Origin of the sequence: Streptomyces hamibioticus (genome assembly GCF_047946815.1) — a bacterium.
Taxonomy (GTDB): Bacteria; Actinomycetota; Actinomycetes; order Streptomycetales; family Streptomycetaceae; genus Streptomyces.
The window spans coordinates 438,348-465,011 of record NZ_JBKKQY010000001.1 but is presented as its reverse complement, the minus strand read 5'-3'; the positions used below and the strand labels follow the sequence as shown (position 1 = coordinate 465,011).

The 26,664-nt window shown below is 71.5% G+C and carries 22 protein-coding genes and 2 pseudogenes; 16 read left to right on the top strand and 8 right to left on the bottom strand.

Features of this window, described 5'->3' with window-relative positions; genetic code table 11:
• The 3 genes from xdhB to ACLGIH_RS02025 form a co-directional block, all read right to left on the bottom strand.
• Entirely contained in the window at window positions 1–2,460 is a 2,460-nt protein-coding gene (gene xdhB, locus ACLGIH_RS02035; RefSeq protein ID WP_416523462.1) for a xanthine dehydrogenase molybdopterin binding subunit, read from the bottom strand.
• Window positions 2,457–3,920, bottom strand: coding sequence for a xanthine dehydrogenase small subunit (locus ACLGIH_RS02030; protein WP_416523461.1), 1,464 nt, complete (start codon window positions 3,918–3,920; stop codon window positions 2,457–2,459). The genes xdhB and ACLGIH_RS02030 overlap by 4 nt, the downstream gene beginning before the upstream one ends.
• A gap of 642 nt (window positions 3,921–4,562) precedes the next feature.
• Entirely contained in the window at window positions 4,563–5,912 is a 1,350-nt protein-coding gene (locus ACLGIH_RS02025) for a phosphatase PAP2 family protein (RefSeq protein ID WP_416523460.1), read from the bottom strand.
• A 337-nt stretch (window positions 5,913–6,249) separates the two neighbouring features.
• Between ACLGIH_RS02025 and ACLGIH_RS02020 the strand changes: the two genes are divergently transcribed.
• On the top strand, window positions 6,250–6,435 hold the full coding sequence (locus tag ACLGIH_RS02020; protein ID WP_416523459.1) for a hypothetical protein: 186 nt from the start codon (window positions 6,250–6,252) through the stop codon (window positions 6,433–6,435).
• A 229-nt stretch (window positions 6,436–6,664) separates the two neighbouring features.
• Here the strand turns inward: ACLGIH_RS02020 and ACLGIH_RS02015 are convergent, their stop codons facing one another.
• Window positions 6,665–7,141, bottom strand: a complete 477-nt coding sequence (locus ACLGIH_RS02015; protein WP_416523458.1) for an ATP-binding protein — start codon at window positions 7,139–7,141, stop codon at window positions 6,665–6,667.
• A 290-nt stretch (window positions 7,142–7,431) separates the two neighbouring features.
• Here ACLGIH_RS02015 and ACLGIH_RS02010 point away from each other — a divergent pair, with 290 nt between their 5' ends.
• From ACLGIH_RS02010 to ACLGIH_RS01990, 5 genes are all read left to right on the top strand, one after another.
• On the top strand, window positions 7,432–7,806 hold the full coding sequence (locus tag ACLGIH_RS02010; protein ID WP_416523457.1) for a BlaI/MecI/CopY family transcriptional regulator: 375 nt from the start codon (window positions 7,432–7,434) through the stop codon (window positions 7,804–7,806).
• Window positions 7,803–8,783 (top strand): M56 family metallopeptidase, encoded by a 981-nt coding sequence (locus ACLGIH_RS02005; protein ID WP_416523456.1) that lies wholly within the window; start codon window positions 7,803–7,805, stop codon window positions 8,781–8,783. Before ACLGIH_RS02010 ends, ACLGIH_RS02005 begins: the two co-directional genes overlap by 4 nt.
• 184 nt (window positions 8,784–8,967) lie before the next feature.
• Complete coding sequence (locus ACLGIH_RS02000) at window positions 8,968–9,462, top strand: DUF2752 domain-containing protein (protein ID WP_416523455.1); 495 nt, start codon at window positions 8,968–8,970, stop codon at window positions 9,460–9,462.
• 284 nt (window positions 9,463–9,746) lie between these two features.
• On the top strand, window positions 9,747–10,523 hold the full coding sequence (locus tag ACLGIH_RS01995; RefSeq protein WP_416523454.1) for a cytochrome c biogenesis CcdA family protein: 777 nt from the start codon (window positions 9,747–9,749) through the stop codon (window positions 10,521–10,523).
• A gap of 85 nt (window positions 10,524–10,608) precedes the next feature.
• Window positions 10,609–11,490 carry a F510_1955 family glycosylhydrolase gene (locus ACLGIH_RS01990; protein WP_416523453.1) on the top strand — a complete coding sequence of 294 codons (882 nt, stop codon included), beginning with the start codon at window positions 10,609–10,611 and terminating at the stop codon, window positions 11,488–11,490.
• Between the two features lie 106 nt (window positions 11,491–11,596).
• Here the strand turns inward: ACLGIH_RS01990 and ACLGIH_RS01985 are convergent, their stop codons facing one another.
• Entirely contained in the window at window positions 11,597–12,535 is a 939-nt protein-coding gene (locus tag ACLGIH_RS01985; protein ID WP_416523452.1) for a DMT family transporter, read from the bottom strand.
• Between the two features lie 68 nt (window positions 12,536–12,603).
• Between ACLGIH_RS01985 and ACLGIH_RS01980 the strand changes: the two genes are divergently transcribed.
• The 4 genes from ACLGIH_RS01980 (at window position 12,604) to ACLGIH_RS01965 (ending at window position 16,690) form a co-directional block, all read left to right on the top strand.
• Window positions 12,604–13,212 (top strand): TetR/AcrR family transcriptional regulator, encoded by a 609-nt coding sequence (locus ACLGIH_RS01980; protein ID WP_416523451.1) that lies wholly within the window; start codon window positions 12,604–12,606, stop codon window positions 13,210–13,212.
• 455 nt (window positions 13,213–13,667) lie between these two features.
• Window positions 13,668–14,237, top strand: coding sequence for an SRPBCC family protein (locus tag ACLGIH_RS01975; protein ID WP_416523450.1), 570 nt, complete (start codon window positions 13,668–13,670; stop codon window positions 14,235–14,237).
• Window positions 14,238–14,315: 78 nt separating this feature from the next.
• Window positions 14,316–15,890 carry a radical SAM protein gene (locus ACLGIH_RS01970; protein ID WP_416523449.1) on the top strand — a complete coding sequence of 525 codons (1,575 nt, stop codon included), beginning with the start codon at window positions 14,316–14,318 and terminating at the stop codon, window positions 15,888–15,890.
• Window positions 15,887–16,690, top strand: a complete 804-nt coding sequence (locus ACLGIH_RS01965; RefSeq protein WP_416523448.1) for a class I SAM-dependent methyltransferase — start codon at window positions 15,887–15,889, stop codon at window positions 16,688–16,690. The genes ACLGIH_RS01970 and ACLGIH_RS01965 overlap by 4 nt, the downstream gene beginning before the upstream one ends.
• A gap of 95 nt (window positions 16,691–16,785) precedes the next feature.
• Here the strand turns inward: ACLGIH_RS01965 and ACLGIH_RS01960 are convergent.
• A pseudogene (locus tag ACLGIH_RS01960) lies at window positions 16,786–16,932 on the bottom strand (CGNR zinc finger domain-containing protein); the annotation flags it as partial.
• Here ACLGIH_RS01960 and ACLGIH_RS01955 point away from each other — a divergent pair.
• A pseudogene (locus ACLGIH_RS01955) lies at window positions 16,930–17,403 on the top strand (hypothetical protein); the annotation flags it as partial. The pseudogenes ACLGIH_RS01960 and ACLGIH_RS01955 overlap by 3 nt on opposite strands.
• 121 nt (window positions 17,404–17,524) lie before the next feature.
• Here ACLGIH_RS01955 and ACLGIH_RS01950 read toward each other — a convergent pair.
• The gene (locus ACLGIH_RS01950; RefSeq protein WP_416523447.1) at window positions 17,525–18,466 is read right to left on the bottom strand and encodes a GntR family transcriptional regulator; all 942 of its coding nucleotides are present in this window, start codon (window positions 18,464–18,466) and stop codon (window positions 17,525–17,527) included.
• Between the two features lie 315 nt (window positions 18,467–18,781).
• On the opposite strand from ACLGIH_RS01950, the gene ACLGIH_RS01945 reads away from it, so the two are divergent.
• The 5 genes from ACLGIH_RS01945 to ACLGIH_RS01925 all read left to right on the top strand — a co-directional run bounded on the left by ACLGIH_RS01945 (window position 18,782) and on the right by ACLGIH_RS01925 (window position 25,313).
• A complete protein-coding gene (locus ACLGIH_RS01945; RefSeq protein ID WP_416523446.1) occupies window positions 18,782–20,050 on the top strand; it encodes an extracellular solute-binding protein in 1,269 nt (422 codons plus the stop codon).
• 205 nt (window positions 20,051–20,255) lie between these two features.
• On the top strand, window positions 20,256–21,239 hold the full coding sequence (locus ACLGIH_RS01940; RefSeq protein WP_416523445.1) for a carbohydrate ABC transporter permease: 984 nt from the start codon (window positions 20,256–20,258) through the stop codon (window positions 21,237–21,239).
• Window positions 21,240–21,361: 122 nt separating this feature from the next.
• Window positions 21,362–22,141 carry a carbohydrate ABC transporter permease gene (locus ACLGIH_RS01935; protein ID WP_416529262.1) on the top strand — a complete coding sequence of 260 codons (780 nt, stop codon included), beginning with the start codon at window positions 21,362–21,364 and terminating at the stop codon, window positions 22,139–22,141.
• Between the two features lie 90 nt (window positions 22,142–22,231).
• The gene (locus tag ACLGIH_RS01930) at window positions 22,232–23,836 is read left to right on the top strand and encodes a beta-N-acetylhexosaminidase (RefSeq protein WP_416523444.1); all 1,605 of its coding nucleotides are present in this window, start codon (window positions 22,232–22,234) and stop codon (window positions 23,834–23,836) included.
• Between the two features lie 34 nt (window positions 23,837–23,870).
• The gene (locus ACLGIH_RS01925) at window positions 23,871–25,313 is read left to right on the top strand and encodes a cellulose binding domain-containing protein (protein ID WP_416523443.1); all 1,443 of its coding nucleotides are present in this window, start codon (window positions 23,871–23,873) and stop codon (window positions 25,311–25,313) included.
• An 80-nt stretch (window positions 25,314–25,393) separates the two neighbouring features.
• On the opposite strand, the gene ACLGIH_RS01920 is transcribed toward ACLGIH_RS01925, so the two are convergent.
• On the bottom strand, window positions 25,394–26,644 hold the full coding sequence (locus ACLGIH_RS01920; RefSeq protein ID WP_416523442.1) for a poly(ethylene terephthalate) hydrolase family protein: 1,251 nt from the start codon (window positions 26,642–26,644) through the stop codon (window positions 25,394–25,396).
• Between the last annotated feature and the right edge of the window lie 20 nt (window positions 26,645–26,664).

Sequence of the window (26,664 nt, the reverse complement as noted above, 5' to 3'; positions counted from 1 at the left end):
TCAGGCACCGCTCAGTGCTTCGGAGTCGGTCCGGACCCTGGCGCCGGCCGACCCGTTCACGGCCGACCCGTTCGCTGCGTGGCCGTTGGCGGCCGCCCCGTCGGGGGCGGGACCGTTCGAGGAGGCACCGCCCTGGCGAGCCGCCTCGATCGCCCAGTAGACCGCCTCCGGCGTCGCGGGGGAGGCCAACTCGACACCGGCCCCGCTCGGCCCGAACGCGGCGGCGGCCTGCCGCAACGCCTCCCGCACCGAGAACGCCAGCATCAGCGGAGGCTCACCCACCGCCTTGGACCCGTACACCGCGCCCTCTTCGGTGGCGTGCTCGAGCAGCGTCACATTGAACTCCTCGGGCATCTCCGAGAAGCTCGGCAGCTTGTACGTGCTCGCCGCCTGGGTCAGCAGCCGGCCGCGGTTCGGGCCGTCGCTGGTGTCCCAGCGCAGGTCCTCGAGCGTCAGCCAGCCCGCGCCCTGCACGAAACCGCCTTCCACCTGGCCGATGTCGATCATCGGGGACAGGCTGTCGCCGACATCGTGCACGATGTCCACGCGCCGGATGCGGTACGCGCCGGTGAAGCCGTCCACCTCCACCTCGGTCGCCGCGGCGCCGTGGGCGAAGTACTTGAACGGCGAGCCCCGGAACGTCTTCGCGTCCCAGTGCAGCCCCTCGGTCCGGTAGAAGCCGGACGCCGACAGCTGAACGCGCTGGAAGTACGCGGTGCGCACCAGGTCGTCCCAGGCCAGCTCCTTGTCGCTGCCCAGGGCACGTGCGACGCCCTCGACGATGCGCACGTCCGAAGCGTTCGCGCTCAGCTGGGAGGCGGCCACCTGCAGCAGCCGCTCGCGCAGCTGCTCACAGGCGTTCTTGATCGCCCCGCCGTTGAGGTCCGCCCCGGCACTGGCGGCGGTGGCGGAGGTGTTGGGCACCTTGTCGGTACGCGTCGGGGCGAGGCGGACCTTGTGCAGCGGGATGCCCAGCGTGGTCGCGGCCACCTGCATCATCTTGGTGTGCAGGCCCTGGCCCATCTCGGTGCCGCCGTGGTTGATCAGGACCGAGCCGTCCTTGTAGATCAGCACCAGCGCGCCGCCCTGGTTGAAGGCGGTGAGGTTGAACGAGATGCCGAACTTGATGCCGGTGACCGCGATGGCCCGCTTGGTGTGCGGGTGCGCGGCGTTGAAGGCGGCGATCTCGCGCTTGCGGTCGGCGATGCCGGCCTTCTCCTGCACCTGCTGCCAGACGGCGGAGATCCGCTCGGCCTGGGTGACCGGCTGACCGTACGGCGTCGTCTGACCCTGGCCAGGCCGGTAGAAGTTGCGCTCCCGCAGCTCCATGGGATCCAGGCCGAGCTGGGGCGCGCAGCGGCCCAGGATGTCCTCGATCACCAGCATGCCCTGCGGCCCGCCGAAGCCGCGGAAGGCGGTGTTGGAGACCGTGTTGGTCTTGGCGATGCGACCGGCGACGCGCGCGTTGGGGATCCAGTAGGTGTTGTCGATGTGGCACAGCGCGCGGGCGAGGACCGGCTCCGACAGGTCCAGGCTCCAGCCGCCGTCCGCGACCAGGGCGGCGTCGAGGGCCTGGATGCGGCCGTCGGCGTCGAAACCGATCTTCCACTTGGCATGGAACCCGTGCCGCTTGCCGGACATGGTCAGGTCCTGGGTCCGGTTGAGCCGGAACCGGACCGGCCGGCCGGTCAGCTTGGCGCCGAGCGCGGCGATGGCCGCGAACCCGTGCGGCTGCATCTCCTTGCCGCCGAAGCCGCCGCCCATCCGCAGGCACTGCACGGTCACCTCGTGGGCGGGCACACCGAGCACGTGCGAGACGATCTCCTGCGTCTCCGAGGGGTGCTGGGTGCTGCTCTGGACGAACACCTGCTCGTTCTCGTCGACCAGGGCCAGCGCCGCGTGCGTCTCGAGGTAGAAGTGTTCCTGACCTGAGAACTGGAACTCGCCGGTGAACACGTGCGCGGAGTCGGCGAAGCCCGCGTCGATGTCGCCGTGCACCATCAGGGGCTGGGCACCGTGATAGCTGCCCGCCGCGATGGCGTCCTGCAGCGTGACGATGGAGGGCAGTTCATCGAGTTCCACCTCGACGGCCGCCGCACCGAGCCGGGCCGCCTCCAGGGTCTCGCCGAGCACCCAGGCGACCGCGTGGCCGTGGAACATGACCTCGTCGGGGAAGAGGGGTTCGTCGTGCTTCATGCCGGCGTCGTTGACGCCGGGCACGTCGGCACCGGTCAGCACGCGGACCACACCGGGCACGGCGAGCGCGGGCTCGGTACGCAACGCGGTGATCCTGCCGCGGGCCTTCATGACCTGGACCGGGTACGCGTGCAGCACGTCCTTGGTCCGCTGGACCAGGTCGTCGGTGTAGAGCGCGGTACCGGTGACGTGCTGGAAGGCGCTCTCGTGCGGCATCGCGACGCCGACGACGGGCTTTTCGGGACGCTCTGACAGATGACTCATGACGGCACCGCCTCGGTGGTCTGTGCGTGCAGCTTCAGCAGGCTCTGGCCGAGCATCGCGGAACGGTAGAGGGAGCTGGCGCGGTGATCGTCCATCGGCGTGCCCTCACCCCGCAGCACCCGGGCCGCGGCCTCGACGGTCTCCGCCGACCACGGCCTGCCCTCCAGGGCCGCCTCCGTGGCGAGGGCGCGGACCGGGGTGGCGGCCACGCCGCCCAGGCCGATGCGCGCCTTGCGGACGACCCCGTCCTCGACGTCGAGCGCGAAGGCGACCGCGACGCTGGAGATGTCGTCGAAACGCCGCTTGGCGATCTTGTGGAAGGCCACGACCGGCGACAGCGGCAGCGGGATGCGCACCGCGCGGATCAGCTCACCGGGACGGCGCACGCTCTGCCGGTAGCCGGTGAAGTAGTCCGCCAGCGGGACCTCGCGCTCACCGTCTGCGTCGGCGAGCACCAGCGACGCCTCCAGCGCGAGCAGCACCGGCGGGCTGTCACCGATGGGGGAGCCGGTACCCAGGTTGCCGCCGAGGGTCGCGCCGTTGCGGATGAGCCGGGACGCGAACTGCGGGAACAGCTCCGCCAGCAGCGGGACGCTGCCGTCGAGGCGGCGTTCGATCTCGGTGAGCGTCAGCGCCGCCCCGATCTCGATGTGGTCGGATTCGACGCGCAGCTCCCGCAGTTCGGGCAGCCGGTCGATGGCGACCACGCAATCCGCCCGGCGGGAGCGGATGTTCACCTCCACGCCCCAGTCGGTGGAGCCGGCGACCACCACCGCGTCGGGTCGCTCGCGCAGCACCTGCAGCGTTTCGGCGAGGGTGTCCTTCCGCAGGAACGCGCTGCCGTCCCGGGTGTACTCGGTGGCGACCGGTGCGGGCGGGGACTGCTCGCGCCGCTGGGCGAGCGGGTCCTCGTCGGTGGGCGTGCCGACGGCGTACGCGGCATCGCGAATCGGACGGTAACCGGTGCAGCGGCACAGGTTACCGCTCAGCGCGTGCAGGTCGAAACCGTTCGGACCGTGCTCGGCGTCGGCGCTGTCGGCCGGCTCCGCGTGGGCGCAGCGGTCCGGCCGGTAGTACTCGGCAGCCATGCTGCAGACGAACCCGGGCGTGCAGTAACCGCATTGGGAGCCGCCGCGGACGGCCATCTCCTCCTGCACCGGGTGCAGGGCGGGCGGCGTGCCGGGTTCGCCCGCGGTGGCGAGTCCCTCGGAGGTGATGACCTCCTGGCCGTCGAGCGCCGCGACCGGCACCAGGCAGGCGTTGACCGCCACCCAGTCGGTGGGCTTGTTCACCCCGGGGCGGGCCACCAGGACGGAACAGGCGCCGCATTCCCCTTCGGCGCATCCCTCCTTGGTGCCGGTGAGGCCACGCTCGCGCAGGAAGTCCAGCACTGTCGTGTGGGGCGCGGCAGGCGAAATCGGTGCTTCTTTCCCGTTGACCGTGATCCGCGCCGCTACCATGACAGGCCTTCGTTTCGGTGCGCGATCGGTCGATTCATTATGTTCGCCAATTTTCAGGCAGCTTTCTGTGTTCAGGCGCGCCACAGGAGAGGAGCGGGCGCAAAAGGGCACGTGAAGAGGACGTGCCGAGAAATGGAAACGGGAAACCTGAAATGTGCCGCAAAAGGGCACATCGAATGTGCCGCAAAGGGGCACATCAGAACGGCGTGCTCAGCAGCCGTGCGCGATCCGACCCGGGACCCAGGCCGTACAACGGGCGAGGCGACCAAGATCAGAGCTGGTGTACATCTGTTGTCGCCTCCTTCCGGCAGTCATGGGTCGACGTTTACCGCAAATTAGTGGCTGGGCTCACAGAGGTCAAGAGGTTGGCCCCGGTCTCTCGGGAAACGACTGGATCCGAGGCTGGGGCCGCCGTGCGGCGACCGGGCCGGAGGGGCGCACGCGCGCTGCCCGTGGTGCCGCGACCGTACTCGGGGAGCCGGCCGCGGCACCCTACCCATGGCGCCCGTCAACGCACTGCAACGGGTGCCCCGGGTCCGCGTGCGGAGGCGGGGCCGAACGGGTGGTCGGCACAGCGCGTGCGCGGGCGTCGCAGCTTCTGGCGGAGCCGCCAAGCCGGTTGGCGTCGGCCCGAGCCGCGGTTCACACCGGTTCGGGTTGCGGTTCCGGCTGCCGTACGGGTTCGGCCTTCGGCTGCCACAGTGCGACGGTCCGTACGTAGCCGTGGATCACCGAGGCCATCGCCAGCAGGAGAAGCGGTCCGGACACCCATGGATGCCGGGCCATCTCCAACGGCAGGTAGCGGTAGGACGCCAGGAGCGCGGCGAAGACGGTCGCGCCGTAGGCGACCAGCCGGACTCCCGCGCGGTCCCAGCCGCGGTCGTAGGAGCGCAGGGCCGCCTCGATCGTGACCGTGAAGACGACGCCGGCGATGAGATCCACGCCGTAGTGCCAGCCGAATCCCAGCGTCGCGGCGAGCGTGGCGACCAGCCAGAACGTTCCCGCGTAGCGCAGCAGCCGCGGTCCCTTCCGGGAGTGGATGAAGATCGCCACAGCCCACGCCGTGTGCAGGCTGGGCATGCAGTTCCGCGGCGTGACCTCGTCGAACGGCATGGGGTGCGGGGTGCTGATCACCGGCGGCGTCTGGGGCCACAGATGGGCCAGGGCCCACTGCTGGGTGGGCGGCGTATCCGCCCACAGGCCGACCGGGGTCCAGTGATCGGCACCGGTGCCGTAGGCGAAGATCGGTCCGACCACCGGGAAGATCATGTAGATGCCTGGCCCGAGCAGGCCGATCACCAGGAAGGTGCGTACCAGGTGGTGGCCCGGGAAGCGGCGTTCGACCGCCACGTTGCGCAGCTGGTACAGCGAGACGACGACCGCGGCCACCGCGAGCTGGCCGTAGACGATGTCGAGGGAGTAGTAGCCGATCGTGCCGGTCGCCGAGACGAGCCGGCCCACCAGCCATGACGGGTTGCCCAGCGCATGATCGGCGATCGCCAGGTACGGGTCGAGCACCTCCGGTCGGGTCTTCGCGGTGATGACCAGCCAGGCGTCGCCGGTCTTGCGGCCGGCCACCAGCAGCAGGCCCAGCGCCACTGCCTTGAGCAGCAGGACGCGTTCCCGGCCGGTGCGGCGAGTGACGGCGATGACCGCGCAGCCCAGCATCACCCACAACGCGCCGTTGCCGAAGGGGTGGCCGTCGGCCGGCCTGGCGTCGGCCACCCACCGGACCACCCAGAAGGCGGCGTCGATCCCGACCGCGGCACCAACCGCGATGCGGCGTTGCCGCCAGGTGAGGACCACCATCGTCAACGCCAGGCCGGCGTACAACAGGAAGCCTGAGTTGGGAGGAAATATCACTTCCCGCAGCCCGCTGGCGATCGGCCCGGGGAGGCCGTAGCGGTGCGTGGCGAACTCCAGCGAGATGAGGAATCCGAGGGTCACGACACCCGCTACGGCCCAGAGTCTCGCCCGCGGTCGACGCCACACCGGGGACGCTGTTCCGGAGTCCGTTGGTGCAGGACCCTGCGATGGTATGTGTATCAATTTTCGGCCGATTTGTTAGATATGGGTCAAAGGTCGGGGTAGGTTTCGCTCGTCATCTTCCGCTCGACTGTCGGTCGGCTTTAGGCCGGCTTCCCGTCGATCCCGCATTCTCCTTCATGAAGAGCGGCTGCCCGACAGGGGAAGACGGAAAGAACGCAGCCCGGGTTGCGCCCCGTTCCCGGTTCGCGTCCTCACCTCGGCGCCCACGGCGCCGGAACCGGCCCGCCCAGGACGAGGTCGGCCCCGCAAGGGGGCGCAGCACCGCGTCGACGGCGTGCCGATGGGCGTGGTCGCGGACGGCATCGTGCCGGTCTCCGGCCGGAACGGCAGCGCCGCCGCGTACTCGGCCGACAACGGCAGGCGGCTGTGGTCGCGCGACCTCGGGCTGGACAGTGCTGAGGTGCGCCGGCGCGGCCGGGTGCAGGTGCCGGGGAGTCCGGTGGAGGCAGGGGTGGCCCCGAGCTGATGGTCTAGGGCAACGGTCTCAACGGCCGGATCGGCGGCGAGTTCTTCCGGCTCGAGCCCGTGCTGTCCGAGGCGGGTGCGTAGTCACGAATGGGTGCGGTCGCGCGGGGCCGGCGCGGGAGCCGGGCCCGCGCGGCGGCCACGGAGCACGGCCGCCGGGGGCGCGAGTTCGCCGGCCATCGCGGTGGCCGGCATCCTGCCCCGCACCGACGAGGAAGACCTCGGCGCACTCACGCCGGCCGGAGCGCGTCGACTCGCGCCAGGGAGGCAAGAGGCAGTTCCGCCGTGATGGCCTTGCCCCGCCCGTGAGGCTGCATCCAGAGTCTGCTGCTCACGGCGTTGACGATCTCCAGGCCGTGGCCGCTCGCCCGTTCGGGGTCCCGAGGCTGGGGGTGCGGCATGGCGGGGGAAGTGTCCCAGACGGTGATCCGGAGTACGTGGCCACGGCCGGGCGCCTCCAGTTGCAGGCCGCCGGGGCCGGGAGCATGCCGTGCCACGTTCGCGATCAGTTCGCTCACGACGAGCCGGACGTCGTTGACCAAGCTCTCCGGGAAGGTCGTCCCGCACCTCTGCGCCAGATCGGCCAGGAGCGCTTCCGCCTGCGACCGGGCCTGCGCGGCCATGGGCGGGGCGGTGCCCCAGGAGACTCGGCGACGCAGTGCCCCCGGCTCGTGTTCATCCGCCTGCTTCATAAGCGGTACAGCCATGTGCACACCCTTGATGGGGTCGTTATCTGCCTTTCGGGCTGGCAGCCCGGCAGGGCGACTACCCCGCCCGGGCCGACTCAAGCCCGAGGACCCTGCGCAAGGGGCGGCCGACTCGTGGCCTACGGCCCGGCGGGCCGGGCGCCTGCTCGTGCGCCGCCTTTGCTGCGTCGTGTGCGGCTGCGTCGGGTACGGCTCCGCGCGTATGGCCACGGCTTGGTCTTCGCGAGTCGGGGCCGCTTCGGGACGGAACGTACTATGGCGCTTAGGTTTTCGTGAGGAAGGCGGCCGGCATGCGGGGCTTCGGCGAGCTGGAGCAGGCGATCATGGACGCGGTGTGGACCGCCGATACGCCGCTGCCGGTGCGCGAGGTGCTGGATCGGCTCAATGGCGAACGGCCGCAGCCACTGGCGTACAACACGGTGCAGACGGTGATGGACATCCTGCACCGCAAGGGCTGGCTGTCCCGGAGGAAGGTCGGCCGGGCGTTCCACTACCAGGCCACGAAGACGCGTGAGGAGTACGCGGCCTCGCTGATCGACCAGGTGTGGGCGACCGGGGCGGACCGTACCGCGACGCTGCTGCGGCTGTTCGACGGATTGGACGAGGCCGAGGTCGCCGAGCTGCGGGCGGCGCTCGCGGCCCGTCGTGGGAGGACCGGCTCGTGAGGGTCGCCGTGGTGCTGCTGGGCTACGCGGGCCTGGTCGGCGTCCTCGGGCCGGTGCTGCTGGCCCGTACCGGCTGGGCCGTGCGGGCGCCGAGGCCGGCGATCTGGGCCTGGCAGGCGGTCACGGCCACGGTCGTCGTGTCGGTCGCGCTGGCCGGGCTCGTCCTGGCGGTGCCCACCGTGCCGGTCAGCGGCAGCGTGGCGAGCCTGCTGGAGGCGTGCGGGATGGCGCTGCGCGCGCAGTACGCCGCACCGGGAGGCGCGATGGCGGCCGCGACCGGCACGGTGCTGGCCCTCGCGGTGGTGGGCCGCGTCGGCTGGTGTCTGGCGGCGGCCCTGTGCCGGGCGCGGCGGGAGCGCCGTCGGCACGCCGAGGTACTGGCCGTGGTCGGCCGGGAACACCCCGGTCTGGGTGTGACCGTGCTGGAGGACGACCGCCCGTCGGTGTACTGCCTGCCCGGAACCGGGCACCGGATCGTACTGACCTCGGCGGCCATGGCCGCGCTGGAGCCGGCCGCGCTGGACGCGGTGATCGCCCACGAGCGGGCGCACATCAGACAGCGCCACCACCTGGTCCTGGCCCATGCGAAGGCGCTGGAGCGCTCCTTCGGGCGCGTAGCCCTGTCCCGCACGGCGGCGGAGGAGACGCGGCGGCTGGTGGAGCTGGCCGCCGACGACGAGGCGACGGCCCGTACGGACCCGCTCACCCTGGCCGGGGCGCTGGTCGAGCTGGCCGGGGCGGGGGCGCCCGCCGCGTCGCTGGCGGCCTCGGGCGGCCAGGTGGCGGGCCGGGTGCGGCGGCTGCTCGATCCACCCCGGCCGCCGCGGCGCGCGGTGGTGCGGGGCGGGGTGCTGGTGGCGGCAGCGGTGCTGGTGCTGCCGCTTTTCCTGGCCGCTCAGCCTGCGGTGGCCGCGGCCGGCATGACCACCTGCCCGCTGCCGGACGCTTCCCCCGCCGGCGCGGGGCATCTCGTGTGACCGGGGGCGACGCGGCTCGCACCCCTGTCGGTGCCGCGGATGGAGTAACCGCGAGGAGCGTTCGGCGGGGTGACCGGCTCTCCGGCGGTATGGTCCGAAGCCGGGAGCGGACGACGGAGCCGATGACCGGCCGGCCCGCCGGGTGGCCGCCGTCGCCCCGGTCCCGCGCAGGTGAGGAGAGCACATGGCAGCGGCCCGGACTTCGCCCGGCGCACACGGTCGCCGGCGGTGGGTGCCTCAGGTCCGGCTGGCCTGGGAGTCGCCGAACGCCCGTTGGTGGGTGTGGGGGACGGCCGGGGCCGTGGTGGTCGTGGCCGGCACGGCGATGGCGGCGTGGGGCATGTTCCCCGTGGACGTCCACGGTCCGGGTCACCGCGTCGGGATCATGGCACCGACCTGCGGGCTCACCCGGTCGGTCGTGTCGGTCTTCCGTGGGGACCTCGGCATGGCGTGGCGCTACAACCCGCTCGGGCCGCTGGTCGCGTTCGCCGCTGCCGTCCTTCTGGCCCGCCTGGCGGCGGGAGCTGTTCTGGGGCGCTGCCCGGTGCTGCGCGTACGGCCGGGCCTCGTGGGGTGGACCATCCTCGGCCTCGCCGTGGTCGCGCTGGAGCTCCGTCAGCAGAGCCAGGCGGAGCTGCTGATGACGACCGGACTGCTGGACAGCGGCAGAGCCTGGTAGGCCGTCCGATCACCGCTCCCGGCTCCTCCCGCCGTATTCGCACGCGCGTCGGCGGCGTCGCCGTCCCGGCCGGAGGCGACACCACCGCGACACCACCGCGTAGCCCCGGCCATGAGCTCCTATGCGGCTTAGGCCCTAAGCTGTATAGGAGATAGGCTGCTGCTGACCCGCCACCGGCTCTGCCGGCCCTGGCGGCGGCATCCGGCGATCCCGGGTGCGGCCGGATCCGTCAAGCGGCCTGACCCCTCGTGCGGCCGGACCCGCCCCAACCGAAAGGCACAGCTTTGTCCGTCGACATCGGCCAGGTGGTCGGCTCCGGGTCCCTGTTCCTGGCCGCCCCCATCGCGCTCGCAGCGGGTGCGATCACCGTCGCCTCGCCGTGCTGCCTCCCTCTGATTCCGGGCTACCTCTCGTACACCACCGGCATGACGGCCGCCGACGCCCACGAGACGCAGAACACCCACAGCGGCCGGGCGCGGAGCCGCGCCGTGCTCGGCACGGCCCTGTTCGTCTTCGGCTTCGCCGCCGTGTTCACCGCGTACGGCGCGCTGTTCGGGTCCGTCAGTACGGTGCTGTTCGCCCACCAGGACACCGTGATCCGGATCCTCGGAGTGCTCACGATCGTCCTCGGCCTGGTGTTCATGGGCGCCCTGGAGCGCGTCCCCGTCCTGTCGCGCACGTTCAAGCCGCGTTTCACACCGCGTGCCGGGCTCGCCGGTGCGCCCTTCATGGGGGTGATGTTCGGGATCGGCTGGACCCCCTGCATCGGCCCCACACTCGCCGCCGTGCTCTCCCTGTCCCTGACCACCGGCTCGGCCGGACGCGGCGCCTTCCTCGCTTTCCTCTACGCGGTCGGCGTCGGCATACCGTTCCTGCTCTTCACCCTCGCCCTCGGCAAGTCCCTGCGCGCCTTCGAATTCGCCCGCCGCCACACCCGCAACGTGCTCCGCCTCGGCGGCGCGCTGCTGGTGGCCGTCGGACTCGCCCAGGTCTCGGGGCTGTGGAGTTGGATGATCCACCACATGCAGACCTGGGCGAGCGGCTATGAACTGCCGCTGTGACGGCCCGCGTACCCGCAGTGGACGAGCGGCCCCCACACCACGCCGTACCGCCCGTTCCGTACCACCGACGAGGACACCTCTTCCCATGACCTTCCGATTCCGTTCCCGCCCTGCCCTGGCCGCGGCAGCTGTGCTGCTCGCGGCCCCCCTGACCGCCTGCGGAGAGAACGCCGGCACCCCGTCCGAGGGAGCACCGGCGTCCGGGGTGGCCGTCAGTCACATCCACGGGCTCGGCATCGACCCGGCCGACGGGCGGCTGTACGTCGCCACCCACGAGGGCGTCATCGCCGTCGAGGCGGACGGCTCCGCGAAGCGGGTCAGCGACACCGCCGACTACATGGGCTTCACCGTGAAAGGCCCCAACACGTTCCTCGGCAGCGGCCACCCCGCACCGGGCAGCGGCGATCATGCCAACCGCGGCCTGATCGAGTCCACCGACTCCGGCAAGACCTGGAACACCCTCTCCCTCGGCGGCGAGGCCGACTTCCACGCCCTGGAGTACGCCCACAACACGATCTACGGATACGACAGCACCAACGGCCTGCTCCGCGTCAGCAAGGACGGCAAGACCTGGGACGACCGCGCAAAGCTCGCCGCCCTCGACATCGCCGTCAGTCCGAACGACCCCGACCTGGTACTGGCCACCACACAGCAGGGCGTCGCGAAGAGCACCGACGGCGGGGAGACGTTCGCCCCCGGCACCGAACCGGTGATGTCGTACGTTTCGTGGGCCGGGCCCGACGCCCTCTACGGCATCGATCCGACCGGCGCCCTGCACCTCAGCGCGGACGGCGGCAGGACCTGGAAGAAGGCGGGAAGCGTGCCCGGCGGCCCACCCCAGGCGCTCACCGCGGTCGACGCCGACCGCGTACTGGCCGCCACCCAGGACGGCGTGTACGAGACGACCGACGGCGGCAGGACCTTCACCGAACGCGTTCCGGTCACCCGAGCAGCCGACCACCACTGAACGCCCGCGGACCCGTACGACCGCCCGCCGCCCGCCGGCCGCGAGTGTGCGCACGGACGGCCGGACGGGTCCCTGGCGGTGGCCGTCCCCTGACGAGGCGGAGGTGTCAAGCGCCGTACTCGGCCGGTTTCGCGGCCTGGCCCGTGTCCTTGCCCCGTTCTCGCGCGCACACCCGGGTGGACGAGGTGTCACCGCGGTAGACGATGACGACCGCGGCGAGGCCGACGGACAGGCCGAGGGCGGTCTGCGGACCGAACGGTTCACCGAACATGACGGCTCCCCAGACCGCCGTGACCGGGGCCATGAGGAACATGAGCGTATTGACCTTGGTGACTCCGGAGCGCCTCAGGATGAGCCAGTACAGCCCGTACCCGCCGAAGGTCGACAAGGCCACGAGCCAGGTGATCGCGGTCCAGAACGAGAGCTCGGCGGGCGGCTCCGCGGCTCCGGCGCCCACGGCGAGCGCCGTGAAGATGACGGCACTGGTGGCGCAGTGGACGGTCATCGCCACCCCGGGCGCGACCCGTACGCAGGAGCGGCTCTCCAGGAACGTGGCCGCTACCAGCGAGAACATGCCGAGGAACGGGATGAGATAGGCCCACCAGGCCGCACCGGTGCCGGCCACGGCATCGGCCATGGTGACGATGACGACGCCGCTCACCCCCAGGCACAGGCCGAGCCACTGCTTGCGCGAGACGTACTGGCGCAACAACGGCCCGGCAAGTGCTCCGGCGACGAGGGGCTGGACGCCGTCGATCAGTGCCGTGGTGCCGCTGGAGACCCCGAGTTGGATCGCGTAGTAGACGGTGAGCAGATAGCCGCTCTGCGACAGCGCGCCGATCATGGCCTGCCGGGCCACATCCCGCGCCGTGAGGCCCCGCCACGACGTTGTGGAGACGGCGGCGACGACGATCAGGATGACGGCGAGGGGCAGGAACCGCCACATCAGGATCGTGACCGCGGAGGCACTGCCGGCGCCGAGCTTGGCACCGATGAACCCGGAACTCCAGCAGACCACGAAGGCGATCGAGAGCAGGAAGTTCACGCCTCAACCTCCAGTAAACAGATCGGTATACACGCCAGGGAACTATACAGATCGGTATACTGTCGGGCATGGGCACGAGCGAGAGGCCGCGACGGATCACGATGACGCCTGCCGCACGGCGCGTCCTGGAGGCCGCCGCGAGGCTGTTCTACGAGCGGGGCATCCATGCCGTCGGAGTGGACCTGATCGCCGCCGAGGCCGGGGTGACGAAGAAGACCCTCTACGACCGGTTCGGCTCCAAGGAGCAGATCGTCGTCGAGTACCTCGCGGACCGTGATGAACGCTGGCGGGCCTTCCTCGCCCAGTACCTCGACGCCGCACAGCCGGTCCCGGCGGCGCGCGTCCTGGCCGTCTTCGATGCCTCGAGTGCGTGGTCGGCGGAGAACAGTCCCAAGGGGTGCAGCATGGTCAACGCCCACGCCGAGATCAGCGATCCGTCCCACCCGGCCTACCCGATCATCACCGGGCAGAAGCAGTGGATGCTCGCCCTGTTCACCGAACTCGCCGGGGACATCGCCCCCGACGGGGCCGACCAGCTGGGGCGAACGCTCCTGATGCTGCACGAGGGAGCGCTCGTGGCCCACGGCCTGAGCGTCTTCGACGACCCCATCGGCCAAGCCCGCGAACAGGCACAGGCCCTCCTCGCCGCCACCGGCCGGCGGGGCCGCTCGGCGTAAGGGCTCCCGGGGGCGTACGGGTGGGGGCACGCCGGAGCCTCACGCACCGGCAGGACCGGGCGGGGGCGCCCGGGCATGGTGCCGCGGCGCAGAGCGAGGCCGGTGACGGTGACGACGGGGAGGGCCCGGGGGCGGCGGACGGCCTGGAGCAGCGAGCGGTGTGCGGCGTGGCCGAGGAAGCGCGGGACGGCTGCCGGGGTGACGATGTCCTCACGGGGGCCGGCCGGCAGCGCGTTCGTCGCGGCGCGGCTGTCGACGATTTCGGGTAGGTACGGGTACGAGGACGGACTCCACGGTCGTCCGTCCTCATGACGAGAGGACGGCGCTCAGGGCAGGGGCCGACGCGGCGAGTAGGAGGTGGGCACGCTCACTGATCGACGGACACGCCCGGGCCTGCGTCGGGCGGAACACGTCGGGCGGGAAACAAGGGACGGACGGGCGGAGAGGCCGGGGCGATGGTGCGGATCGGTGTACTGGCAGCGGTGACCGCGGCGGGCGCGGGCGCGGCCGCCGGGTATCTGGGGCTGCTGACGGGAGCGGTGCCGCTGGATCTCGGGGTGGGGCGGCGCACTCGCCCGCTCGGTCCGCGAAGCGTCGGCATCGCCGCACCGCGCGAGACGGTCTTCGAAGTGATCGCCCAGCCCTATCTCGGCCGGGCGACCCGGGCCGTGCGTGAGAAGGTCACGGTGCTGGAACAGGGCAGCGACATGGTGCTCGCGGCCCACCGCACCCCCGTCGCCGGCGGGCGGCTGACGGCGACGACGGTGGAGACCGTGCGGTTCACCCGGCCCGAGCGGATCGACTTCCGCCTGGTCCGCGGGCCCGTCCCGGCGGTCACCGAAACCTTCGAACTCACCGAGGAGGGCCCCGGCACACGCCTCGTCTACCGCGGCGAGCTGGGCGCCGACCTGTGGACGCTCGGCCGGTGGTGGGGCGATGTGGTCGCCCCGCGCTGGGAGTCGGCCGTCGAGGCCACGCTGACCGCGGTCAAACGGGAAGGGGAACGGCGCGCGTCCCTCGGCTGAGCCTCGTGCGGGCCGGGCCGTTTCATCGGGAGACGGCGGCCGGTGAGTGAAGGAAACCCGTTCATGGAGGAGTTCCGCATGAACCGAGCACCCGCGCCCCGGCGCAAGGCGGACCGCGACGAGGTGTTCGTGGAGTTCACCAAGTCCGTCTGCCCGATGTGCAAGACACCCGTCGACGCGCAGGTCAACATCCGCGCCGACAAGGTCTACCTGCGCAAACGGTGCCGCGAGCACGGCGAGTTCGAGGCGCTGGTCTACGGGGACGCCGAGGAGTACCTGTCCTCCGCCCGCTTCAACAAGCCCGGCACCCTCCCGCTCACCTTCCAGACCGAGGTGAAGGACGGCTGCCCGAGTGACTGCGGGCTGTGCCCCGAGCACAAGCAGCACGCCTGCCTGGGCATCATCGAGGTCAACACCGGCTGCAACCTGGACTGCCCGGTCTGCTTCGCCGACTCCGGCCACCAGCCGGACGGCTATTCCATCACCCACGAGCAGTGCGAGCGGATGCTGGACGCCTTCCTGGAGAGCGAGGGGGAGGCGGAGGTGGTGATGTTCTCCGGTGGGGAGCCCACCATCCACAAGCACATCCTGGACTTCGTCGACCTCGCTCAGGCCCGCCCGATCACCAACGTCAACCTCAACACCAACGGCATTCGCCTGGCCACCGACGAGAGCTTCGTCGCCGAGCTCGGCAGCCGCAACCGGGTGCCGGGCAAGTCGGTGAACGTCTACCTCCAGTTCGACGGCTTCGACGAACACACCCACCTGCGGATCCGCGGCCGGGACCTGCGCACGTTCAAGCAGCGGGCCATGGACAACTGCGCCGAGCACGGCCTGACCGTCACCCTCGTCGCCGCCGTCGAGCGTGGCCTCAACGAGCACGAACTCGGGGCGATCATCGAGTACGGCATCGACCATCCCGCCGTCCGCTCGGTGGCGTTCCAGCCGGTCACCCACTCCGGCCGGCACGTGGAGTTCGACCCGCTGAACCGGCTCACCAACCCCGACGTCATCCGGTTGATCAACGCACAGCGGCCGGACTGGTTCCGGAAGGGCGACTTCTTCCCCGTGCCGTGCTGCTTCCCGACCTGCCGCTCCATCACCTACCTGCTGGTCGACGGCGAACCCGGCAACCGCACCGTCGTCCCGATCCCACGGCTGCTGAACGTCGAGGACCACCTCGACTACGTCACCAACCGTGTCATGCCCGACGCCGGCATCCGCGAGGCCCTGGAGAAATTGTGGTCGGCCTCCGCGTTCATGGGCACCGCCACGACCGACGAGAAACTCCGGGCCACCGCGGAGGCCCTGGACTGCTCCGACGCCTGCGGCATCGACCTGCCCCGGGCCGTGAGAGACCTCAACGACAAGGCGTTCATGATCGTCGTGCAGGACTTCCAGGACCCCTACACCCTCAACGTCAAGCAGCTGATGAAGTGCTGCGTCGAGGAGATCACCCCCGACGGACGCCTCATCCCCTTCTGCGCGTACAACTCCGTCGGCTACCGCGAACAGGTCCGCGCCGAGATGTCCGGCGTGCCCGTCGCCCCGGTCGCGCCCAACGCCCTGCCGCTCGCCGACCGCCTGACGACGACGCCGTACGGGTCGAAGACCGCGAACACTCCGGGCGCGGAAGGGACGTTCCCGTCATGACACAGCCGCCCGGCGGTGACGAACTGAAGGCGTGCTGCGCCGCCGCGTACTCCTCGGACGTCGTCGCCCTGCTCCTCGGGGAGTCGTACCACCCCGGCGGGACCACCCTGACCCGCCGCCTCGCCGACGGCCTCGGCCTGACCCCGGGGGCGCGCGTCCTCGACGTCGCCTCCGGCCGCGGCACCACCGCCCTACTGCTGGCCGACGCCTACGGTGCCGAGGTCGACGGGGTGGACTACGCGCCGGCGAACACCGCCCTCGCCCAGGGCGTCGCCCAGGCCGCCGGCCTCGCCAGCCGGGCACGGTTCACCACCGGGGACGCCGAACAACTGCCGTACCCCGGGGGCGCCTTCGACGCCGCGGTGTGCGAGTGCGCCCTGTGCACCTTCCCCGACAAGGGCCGCGCGGCGGCGGAACTCGCCCGGGTCCTGCGGCCCGGCGGCCGCCTCGGCATCACCGACGTCACCGCCGAGCCCACGAGGCTTCCGCCGGAACTCGCCGGCCTCGGTGCCCGGATCGCCTGCATCGCCGACGCCCGGCCGCTCGCGGAGTACACCGAGATCCTGGCCGGCGCGGGCCTGCGAAGGCTCCGTACCGAGCGCCACGACCGGGCGATGCTGAGGATGATCGACCAGATAGAGGCCAGGCTGAACCTGCTGAGCATGACCGCCCCGGCCCGCCTCGCCGCCGCGGACGTCGACCTGGGCGCCGCCCCCGCCGTCCTCGATGCCGCCCGTACGGCGGTCGCGGACGGCGCTCTCGGGTACGCGCTGCTGATCGCCCAGCGCATGCCGGAGTAGTCGCCCGGCCCCGCCGGTCCGTTTCCGGGCCGACGCCACCGTGTTCCGCGTCCACGTCGCGAGCGGCCCCGTCCCCTGGCTGGGCCGAGGGCCGGTCATCCCTCTTTCGCTCGCGCGTAATGGCGGGACGCCCTGGCCCGGTTGCCGCACACCGCCATGGAGCACCAGCGGCGAGTGCCGTTGCGTGACGTGTCGAAGAAGTGCAGCACGCAGGCCTCGTGGGCGCAGGCGCGGATCCGGTCACCGCCGCCCAGCGGCGACACGTCCACGCGGCCGACACGTTCTTCATCGCCATCGCCATCGCCATCGCCATCGCCATCGCCATCGCCATCGCCATCGCCATCGCCATCGCCATCGGCCCGGACGGCGCTGCCGACGCCAGCCACCGCGGCGGCAACCCCGGCTTCGTCCACGTCGCCTCCCCCACGGAACTGACCTGGCCCGACTACCGGGGCAACGCCATGTTCCTCACCCTCGGCAACCTGGAGTCAGACGCCCGGTCAGGCCTGCTCTTCGTCGACTGGGCCACCGGCACCACCCTCCAGGTCTCCGGCACCGCCCGCACCGACTACACCGATGAGGGCCGCACCACCCGCTTCACCATCGAGCGCGTCGTGGGGACCGAGGGCGGCAGCCCGCTGCGCTGGTCGCCCCCGGAATTCTCCCCGGCCAATCCCCAGGTCGCCGCGGACGTGCGCAACCGCGCGGAATGAGAGGTCCCCGCAAAGGCGCTGGAGCCGGAGCCGGCGATGAGCGACCGGGCGTGAGGCCGAGGGAGGCCTCGCGGATGCCGCGCCGCCACCGTAGCCGCCGGTGCTCGTCGCGGTCGTAGCCCTACTGCACGTCTCCCCGTGTCGACGCGGCGATCGGATCGCCGTGGGGCAGGTCACCCGGCGGGATGCCCGGATGATGCCCGAGGGGCGCCGAGTCCGGTGACGTCTCCTGCCCGAGCGTCAGGCGGGAGACGATGCGGTAGCGGTCACCGCGGTAGAGGGAATGGACGTACTCGACCGGGCGCCCGGCCGTGTCGGTGGTCAGCCGTTCGAACAGGAGCGCCGGGGAGAGTTCCGGCACGTCCAGCAGTTCCGCCTCGGCGCGGGTCACGACGGTGGGCTCGATCGCCTGCGTCGCCTCGCTCACATGGACTCCGTGATGCGCGCGCAAATGCTCGTAGAGGTCGCCCTGTTCCAGCTCGCGAGCAGTGAGGCCGGGCACCAGGGAGGCCGGGATGTGCAGGTGCTCGATGGCCATGGGGGAGCCGTCGACCAGGCGCAGCCGCGCCACGTAGACGATGTCCGCTGCGGGGGAGAGGCGCAGTCTGCGGCCGACCCGGGCGCCCGCGGGCACGGTGGTGAACTCCAGGAGCCGGCTGGTCCACGCTCCCGACGCCCGGGGCACGCTGAGCGGCTGGTGCCCCGGCCCCGGCACCAGCTCCTGAGTGATCTTCTCCGGGGCGACGAAGACCCCCCGGCCGTGTTCGCGAGTGAGAACGCCGGCGGCCACCAACTCGTCGACGGCCGCCCGAAGGGTCGGCCGGGAGACCCCCAACTGCGCGCACAGGGCACGCTCGGAGGGGATGGCGTCGCCCGGGCGGCGTTGCTCGACCATTTCCAGGACCGCGTCCCGGGCCCTCTCCCGCTTGAGAACGCCGCCGGGATGGCTTCCGTCCGGCCCGCCGTCCCGGGACCGCGGTACTCGCGGCGGCTGGACCGCCGGCTTCCACGGCCCCGTGCCGAGCCCGGTGGCCCGGGCCGAGCCCGGCTCCCTGTCACGCATCTGCGTCGTCCCCTCTCCAGCGCCCACAGCGTGCCGCATGTGACCAGCTTCCGCCACCTCAACGGCAGGACCTCACTGGTAAATACCAGATTACGGTCCGGAGTGACGCGGGCGCCAGCGTGATGAGCGGTTGATCGACAATTCACTCCGTACGCGGGGGGTTGACGGCCACATTGGTCCATGCCATTTTCTTCCATCGCCGACCAGTGACCTGTCCAGTTGGTCAAGTGGTCAAGTGGTAAGTGCGTGCCGTCGCCGTCGCCGTACCCGTCTCACCCCGCCCCGCGCCATCCCCGAGCTCCTCCGAGGTGAACCGTGAAGTTCCGCTTGCTCGCCGGTGCGTCCGTCCTCGTGCTGACCCTCCCCCTCGGTGCCTGCTCCGCGGACGCCGAGAACACCGCCGGCGGTGACGGCGAAAGAGCCGCGCTGACCGTCTGGCTGATGCGGGACAGCGTCTCCGCCGCCTTCCAGAAGGAGTTCGCCACCGCCTTCGCCAAGGCCCACCCCGACATCGACCTGAGGATCCAGATCCAGGAGTGGGACGGCATCGGCCAGAAGGTGACCGCGGCGCTCGCCAGCAAGGACGCACCCGACGTCATCGAGGTCGGAAACACCCAGGTCGCCCAGTACGCCCAGAGCGGCGGACTGCTCGACCTCACCGACAAGAAGGCCGACCTGGGCGGCGACACCTGGCTCAAGGGCCTCGCCGAACCCGGCGCCTGGGAAGGCAGGCAGTACGGAATCCCGTACTACGCCGCCAACCGTGTCGTCGTCTACCGCAAGGACCTCTTCCAGCGGGCCGGCATCGACCCGGACGCGATCAAGACCCGCGACCAGTGGCTGTCCGCGACCCGCAAGCTCGGCAAGGGCGACCGGCAGGGCATCTACCTGCCCGGTCAGAACTGGTACGCGCTGGCCGGATTCATCTGGGACGAGGGCGGCGACCTCGCCGTCCAGGAGGGCGGCCGGTGGAAGGGCGCCCTGGACACCCCCGAAGCACTGGCCGGCATGGAGTTCTACAAGCGGCTCCAGGCGCTCGGAAAGGGACCGAAGGACGCCGACGAGGCCAACCCGCCGCAGGCCGAGGTCATGGCCAAGGGTCAGGTCGCCCAGATCATCTCCGTCCCCGGCGGCGCCAACGTCATCGCCGAGCACAACCCCGGACTCAAGGACAGGCTCGGCTTCTTCCCCATCCCCGGGAAGACCGCGGACAAGCCCGGCGCCGTCTTCACCGGCGGGTCCGACCTCGTCATCCCGGCCGCCTCCCAGCACCACGACGCCGCCTACACGTTCATCAAGGAACTGACCGGTGACGCCTGGCAGAAGAAGCTCGCGCCGGCCATGAGTTACGTGCCGAACAAGACCTCCCTGGCCTCGGCGGTGGCGTCCGACCCCGGCGCGGCGGCGATGGCCGTCGGCGCCGCCGAAGGCCGAGCCACGCCCAACACGCCCGGCTGGGCCGCCGTCGAGGCGGAGAACCCGATCAAGGACTACATGACGGCCGCGCTCACGGGCGGCGACATGAAGCAGGAGGCGGCCAAGGCCTCCGAGGACATCACCAGAGCCATGAACAGCGGTTCCTGACCCAGCCAGAGCCAGCCAGACCGAGCCAGCCGGGCCGGACCGAGTCCGACCAAGCCCGACCGGTGCGTTCCGCGGACGCGTTCCGCCCGGCAGGAGCTCTGCCCGCCCGGACCCGGCAGCCTCGGCCCAAGCGCCCGGCCAGCCGTCCAGCCGGTCAGCCGTTCTTCCCGTCCGCTTTCAGCCACTCCGTACGAGAGGAGGAGCCGTGCCGGCCACCCGAGAGCGCGCCGCCCCGCGCGCCGTCCGCCGAAGGACGCCCCGCGCCTCCGTCCCGCCGGCCCCCGCCCGCCCCGCCCTCGGCGACCGCTCCGGATGCCGGCCCTACCTGCTCGTCGCGCCCGCCGTCCTCGGCATGGCCTATCTGCTGCTCTATCCTCTCGCCCGCGCCGTGGTGATCTCCGTCCAGGACTTCGGGCTGCGCGAGCTCATCTCCGGCAACGCCGAATTCGTCGGTCTCGCCAACTACCGGACACTCCTGACGGACCCGCGGTTCTGGACGGTGGTGCGGCGCACCTTCCTCTTCATGGCGGTCAACGTCTTCCTGATCATGACGGTGTCCCTGCTGGTGGCCCTCATGATCCAGCGACTCGGCAGGGTGTGGCGGGCCGGTGTCCTCAGCTCGCTCGTCCTGGCCTGGGCGATGCCGGTCGTCGCCGCCACCACCGTCTTCCAGTGGCTCTTCCACTCCGAGTTCGGCATCGTCAACTGGGCCCTGACCTCCCTGGGCGCGGAATCGTTCGAACGCTACCCGTGGTTCGCCAACGGCACCGCGGCCTTCGCCATCATCGTCACCCTCGTCGTGTGGCAGTCCGTGCCCTTCGCCGCCATCACGCTGTACTCGGCCCTCACCACCGTCCCCGCCGAACTGCACGAATCCGCCCGTCTCGACGGAGCCGGCGCATGGCGGATCCTCCGGTCGGTCACCTTCCCCATGATCCGGCCGATCGTGATGCTCGTGCTCTGCCTGGAAGTGATCTGGACCTTCAAGGCGTTCGTGCAGATCTGGGTGATGACCAGGGGAGGCCCCGGCGACGCCACCACCATCCTGCCGGTCTACGCCGTGCAGACCGCGCTCTCCAGCCAGCGCTACGACCTCGGCGCGGCCGCCTCGATGATCACGGTCGTCCTCATGTCCGGCGTACTGGTCCTCTACTTCCGCCAGATGTTCCGACAGGAGAACGAGAGTTGAGCACCGTCGGACGCACAGTCAGCCGCACCGGCGGCAGCCCCTCGGCGAGCCCCCCGCACGGCTCGCACCGCCCCCCGCGCCTCCTGCGTCGCCTCCCGCTCCGTCTCGGTGCCGCCCTGACGATGCTGGCCTGCCTCTTCCCCGTCTACTGGATGTTCACCACCGCGCTCAAACCGTCCCGTGACATCCAGTCCGCCACCCCGCAGTTCATACCCCGGCACTGGACGCTGGAGCACTTCCGCACCGCCGTGGAGGCGGACGGCTTCGCCCAGTTCTGGCGCAACAGCCTGCTGGTCACCGTCACCGCCGTGCTCTTGTCGCTGGTCGTCGCGCTCGGCGCGGCCTTCGCCGTCGCCCGGATGCGGTGGCGGGGGCGCCGCCAGTTCGTCCTCGCCGTCTTCATCGCCCAGATGGCGCCCTGGGAGTCCCTGGTGATCCCGATCTACATCATCGCCCGCGACACCGACATGCTGGACCGGCTGGCCACCCTGACCCTCGTGTACTTCATGGTCACGCTGCCCTTCACCGTCATCGTGCTGCGCGGCTTCATCGCCACCATCCCGCCCGAACTGGAGGAGGCCGCCCAGGTCGACGGGTGCACCCGGCTCGGGGCCTTCCGGCGGGTCGCGTTCCCGCTGCTCGCCCCCGGCCTGATGGCCACGTCGCTCTTCGGGTTCATCACCGCGTGGAACGAGTTCGCCTACGCGAACTTCCTCATCATCAAGAACCAGGACCAGCGCACCCTGCCGGTGTGGCTGTCCTCCTTCCAGAACACCTTCGGCACCGACTGGGGCGCCACGATGGCCGCCTCCACCCTCTTCGCGCTCCCCGCCCTCGTCGTCTTCCTGCTCCTCCAGCGCCACGTCACCTCCGGCCTCGCCTCCGGTGCCGTCAAGGGCTGACCGGCACCGGCCGGCCCGCCCCCGCCCGCGCAAAACAGCCCGGAGACCGCGCCCCCGTCCGTGTGTCCCCTCCCGGAAGGCCGCCCACCCGTGCCCTCTGCCCGCCGAGAACAGGCCCTTCTGCCCCGGCCCACCCGGCTCGCCCCCCGAGCCGGCCACTTCACCCTCGACGCCGCCACCACCGTCCGCGCGACCCCCGCGGCCGAAGCCGCGGCCGACCTGTTGCGCGACCTCCTCGGCCCCGCCACCGGACTGCCCCTGGCCCCCTCGCCGTCCGGCGCCGTCACCCTCACCGTCGACCCCCAGCTCGGCGGACTGGGCGAGGAGGGATACGGGCTCACCGTCTCCCCGCACTCCGTGCTGCTGCGTGCCGCCCACCCCACCGGGCTGCTCCGCGGGATCCAGACCCTCCGTCAGCTGCTGCCGCCCGAGGCGCTGGCGAGAGGGCCGCGGATCCGGCGCGACCACTGGGAGCTGCCCTGCACCGAGATCACCGACGTACCCCGCCACCAGTGGCGCGGCCTGATGATCGACGTCGCCCGGCACTTCCACGACACCGCCACCCTGCGCCGCCATGTCGACCTGCTCGCGCTGCACAAGCTCAACGTGCTGCACCTCCACCTCACCGACGACCAGGGCTGGCGCATGCCGATCGCCTCCCACCCCCGCCTCACCACCGTCGGCGCCCGCCGGACCGAGTCGATGACCGGACCCGGCGGCACCACCGGACACGCCGGTACCACCGGGTTCGACGGCCGCCCGCACGGCGGCGCGTACACCCGCCCCGAGCTCACCGGCCTCGTCGACTACGCGGCACGGCGCGGCGTACGGGTGCTGCCGGAGATCGGGATGCCCGGTCACGTCCGCGCCGCCCTCGCCGCCTACCCCCACCTCGGCAACCACCCCGAGCGTCGCCTCGACGTGTGGACCCGCTGGGGCGTGTGCGACACCGTCCTCGGCGTCCACGACGAAGTCCTCGACTTCCTCCGCGCCGTCCTGGACGAGGTCATGGAGGTCTTCCCCTCCCCGTACCTGCACATCGGCGGGGACGAGTGCCCGACCACCGAGTGGGAACACAGCCCCCGCGCCCGCGCCCGGGCCGCCGCCGAGTCACTGCCCGCCCCCGCCGCACTGCACGGCTGGCTCCTCGGCCGGGCGGGTGCCCATCTCCTGGAACACGGCCGGCGCCCCGTCGCCTGGGCCGAGGACGGCGTCCGGCTTCCGGCCGGCTTCACGGTGATGAGCTGGCGCGACCCCGCCCACGCAGGCGAAGCGCTCCGCCACGGCCACGACGTCGTCCTCACCCACCACCGCACCACCTACCTCGACTACGCCCAGGACGACGACCCCCAGGCACCGCCCGCCCAGCCCGGACCCGTCGTCGACCTGCGTACCGTCCACCGCGGAGACCCCGACCCGGAGGCCCCCGCGGCCGGCGGCGGACGCGTCCTCGGCACCCAGGCGCAGATCTGGACGGAGTACGCCCCCACCGCCGACGACCTCGACCGCCTCGCCTACCCCCGGCTGTGCGCACTCGCCGACCGGGCCTGGACCGGACCCACCACCTGGGCCGACTTCCGGGCCAGGCTCGAGGCGCACACGCCCCGGCTGGACGCCCTCGGCGTCCGCCGGCACCGCACTCCGACCGCGCCACGGACCCCCGCGGCGCCCGCAGGTACAGCGCCCCCCGCATGACCCCGACCGATCCCAGCACGGAGAGGACACCACAGTGACCAGCAACGCCAACCCGCCGTCCGCACCGCGCCGCAGCCGCCTGAGGGCCGCCGCCGCGGCGGCCGTCGTCACCGCCGTGGGCGCCGCCGCCCTCACCGCCCTGCCGGGCACCGCGAGCGCCGCGGACGGGCTGTCGGTGCAGTACCGCACCAGCGCCTCCGGCGCCACCGCCGACCAGAGCGAGCCCTGGTTCAAGGTGAAGAACACCGGCAACACCGCCCTGCCCCTCAACGAGGTCAGGCTCCGCTACTACTTCAAGGCCGACTCGCCAGGTGCCACCTACCGCTTCGCCTGCTCCTGGGCGGCCAAGGGCTGCGCCAACATCACGGGCACCTTCGGCACGCTCGCCAGGCCCACGGACACCGCCGACCGCTACCTGGAGATCGGGTTCACCTCCGGTGCCGGTTCGCTCGCCCCGGGCGCGGACACCGGCGACATGCAGCTGCGCTTCCACCAGTCGTCCTGGCAGCCGCTGAAGCAGAGCGACGACTACTCCTTCGGTGCCGGGCAGAGCGCCTACGGAGACTGGACGAAGGTCACCGCCACCCGCGGCGGCTCACTGATCTGGGGCACCGCCCCCGACGGGAACACGCCCACCGACCCGCCGCCCACCACGCCGCCGCCCGGCGGCTCCGGCGCCCTCTGGGACGACTTCACCTACTCCTCCCACACCGACCCGCGGATCTCCGCCAACGGCTGGTCGGTCCGCTCGAACCAGGGTGGCCCCGGCGTCCCCGGCGCCACCTGGGACCCCTCCAACGTCACCTTCTCCACCGCCGACGGCAACACCGTCATGACCATGGAGACCTCCACCAACGGCACGGCCTCCGGCACCGAGCACACCGAGGTCCTCACCAAGGCCACCAAGTTCAAGAACGGCACGTACGCCGCCCGCGTCCGGTTCAGCGACGCCCCCGTGTCGGGGCCCGACGGCGACCACCTGGTGCAGACCTTCTTCACCATCAACGACCTCAAAGCCCCGATGGCCGACGACTACGCCGAGTACGACTTCGAGTACCTCCCCAACGGCGGCTGGGGCGAGCCGTCCAACATCCTGTACGCCACCTCCTGGGAGACCTACAACCCGGACCCCTGGCAGGCGGTCAACCAGCACACCGAGAGCCGCCGGAGCCACGCCGGCTGGCACGACCTCGTCCTGACCATCGACGACAGCTCCATCAAGTACTACGTCGACGGGCAGCTGTTCGGCACCCACGACGCCGCCTACCTGCCCGAGCGGCCCATGTCGATCAACTTCAACCAGTGGCTGATCGACCTCAACGGCCAGACGTCCACCACCCCGCGGGCGTACCGGGAGCAGGTCGACTACGTCCTCCACGTCAAGGACCAGGTACTGACCCCCGCGCAGGTCGGCGCCAAGGTCGCGGCGTACCGGTCGGCGGGCACCTCCTTCGAGGACACGGTGCCCGCGAACTGACCCCCGTGCCCCGGCGCTTCCGAGGGCACCGGCGGCGCGTCGCCTCCCGCGAAGCGACGCGCCGCCGTCCGCCCGGGGCCTCACCAGTTCTTGTACCGAACCTCGCCGAGGTCGCAGAAGGTGCACGCGCCGCTCAGGAAGTCCTCCGTGCGGCGGAACTCCTCGTCGGCCAGATGCCACCGCAGCCATGCGGTGATGATGTGCCGGCCGTTACGGGTGGCGTAGACGTGATCGGTGCCGTCGAGGACGTTGAACCACACCGGGACGTCCGTGTTGGTGTAGTCGCGCTCCATGTTCGCCGTGGCGAAGTCCTCGTCGCCACCGATGTAGAGGGCCGGGTTGCGCAGCCTGTCGGGACCGTTGCCGTCGAACGAGCCGCCGGCCACGTGGATGGTGGTCTCCAGCCGCGGTTCGCCGGCCGCGTCGAAGGTTCCGAGAGACCCGCGGGAATGGCCGCCGAAGGCCACCTCGGCGAGGTCCAGGTCCTGGTGGAGCGGGCTGCTCGGCCTGGCGTTCTCGTCCTCCAGCCAGTCGAGGGCGTCGACCATGTAGTCGCCGCTGCTGGAGGAGACCTCGCTGTAGACGACGAACCCGTGCGAGGCCCACAGCCTGAGCATGTCCTCGTAGTCGCCGGGGCCGGACCCCGCGCCCGGTCCCCAGACGAGGATCGGATGGTCCACGCCGTTCTGCCCGGCGTTCGCCGGGTACACCAGCCATCCGTCGCCGTCGGGGTCGGCCGTACTGTCGACGGTCACTCCGTAGGGGCCGGGTTCGGTGACGTCGTCGACCGGCGGCAGCGACCCGGCCGGGGGATCGGTCGGGCCCCCGTCGTTCTCGGCCTCGACCAGGACGTCGTCGACGGTCAGGCTCTCCAGGGCACTGTTGGCGTCCAGCGAGAACCGCAACCGCAGGGTTCGGCCGTCGGCCCGGGCCGGTAGACGGAACGCCGCCGCACCCGAGGCGGTGCGCGTCGACTCCAGCGTGGTGTACGAGCCGCCGTCGACCGAGTAGGCCGCGGTGAAGCTCTCGCCGAGATCCAGCCCGGACGCCGCCCTGGTGTACGACACCGTCACACCGCTGTAGCCCTTCAGATCGATGGCGGTGGACGTCATGGACGGGTCGGAGAACAGCGACCCGCTCAACCGGGCACCGTAGGTGCCGGTACTGACGGAGCCGGAGGCGGTGAAGGTGCCGAGGCCGCCGGAGAAGTCCTCGCGGTACACCTCGGTGGCCGCGGAGGCGGGGGTTGCCAGGAGACCGACAGCCGCCAAGGAGATGACGCCGGTGGCTGACGCACCCCATGCGCGCAGGCGCCGACTGATGTGGGTCATGTCCGAGTTCCCTTCTGGGT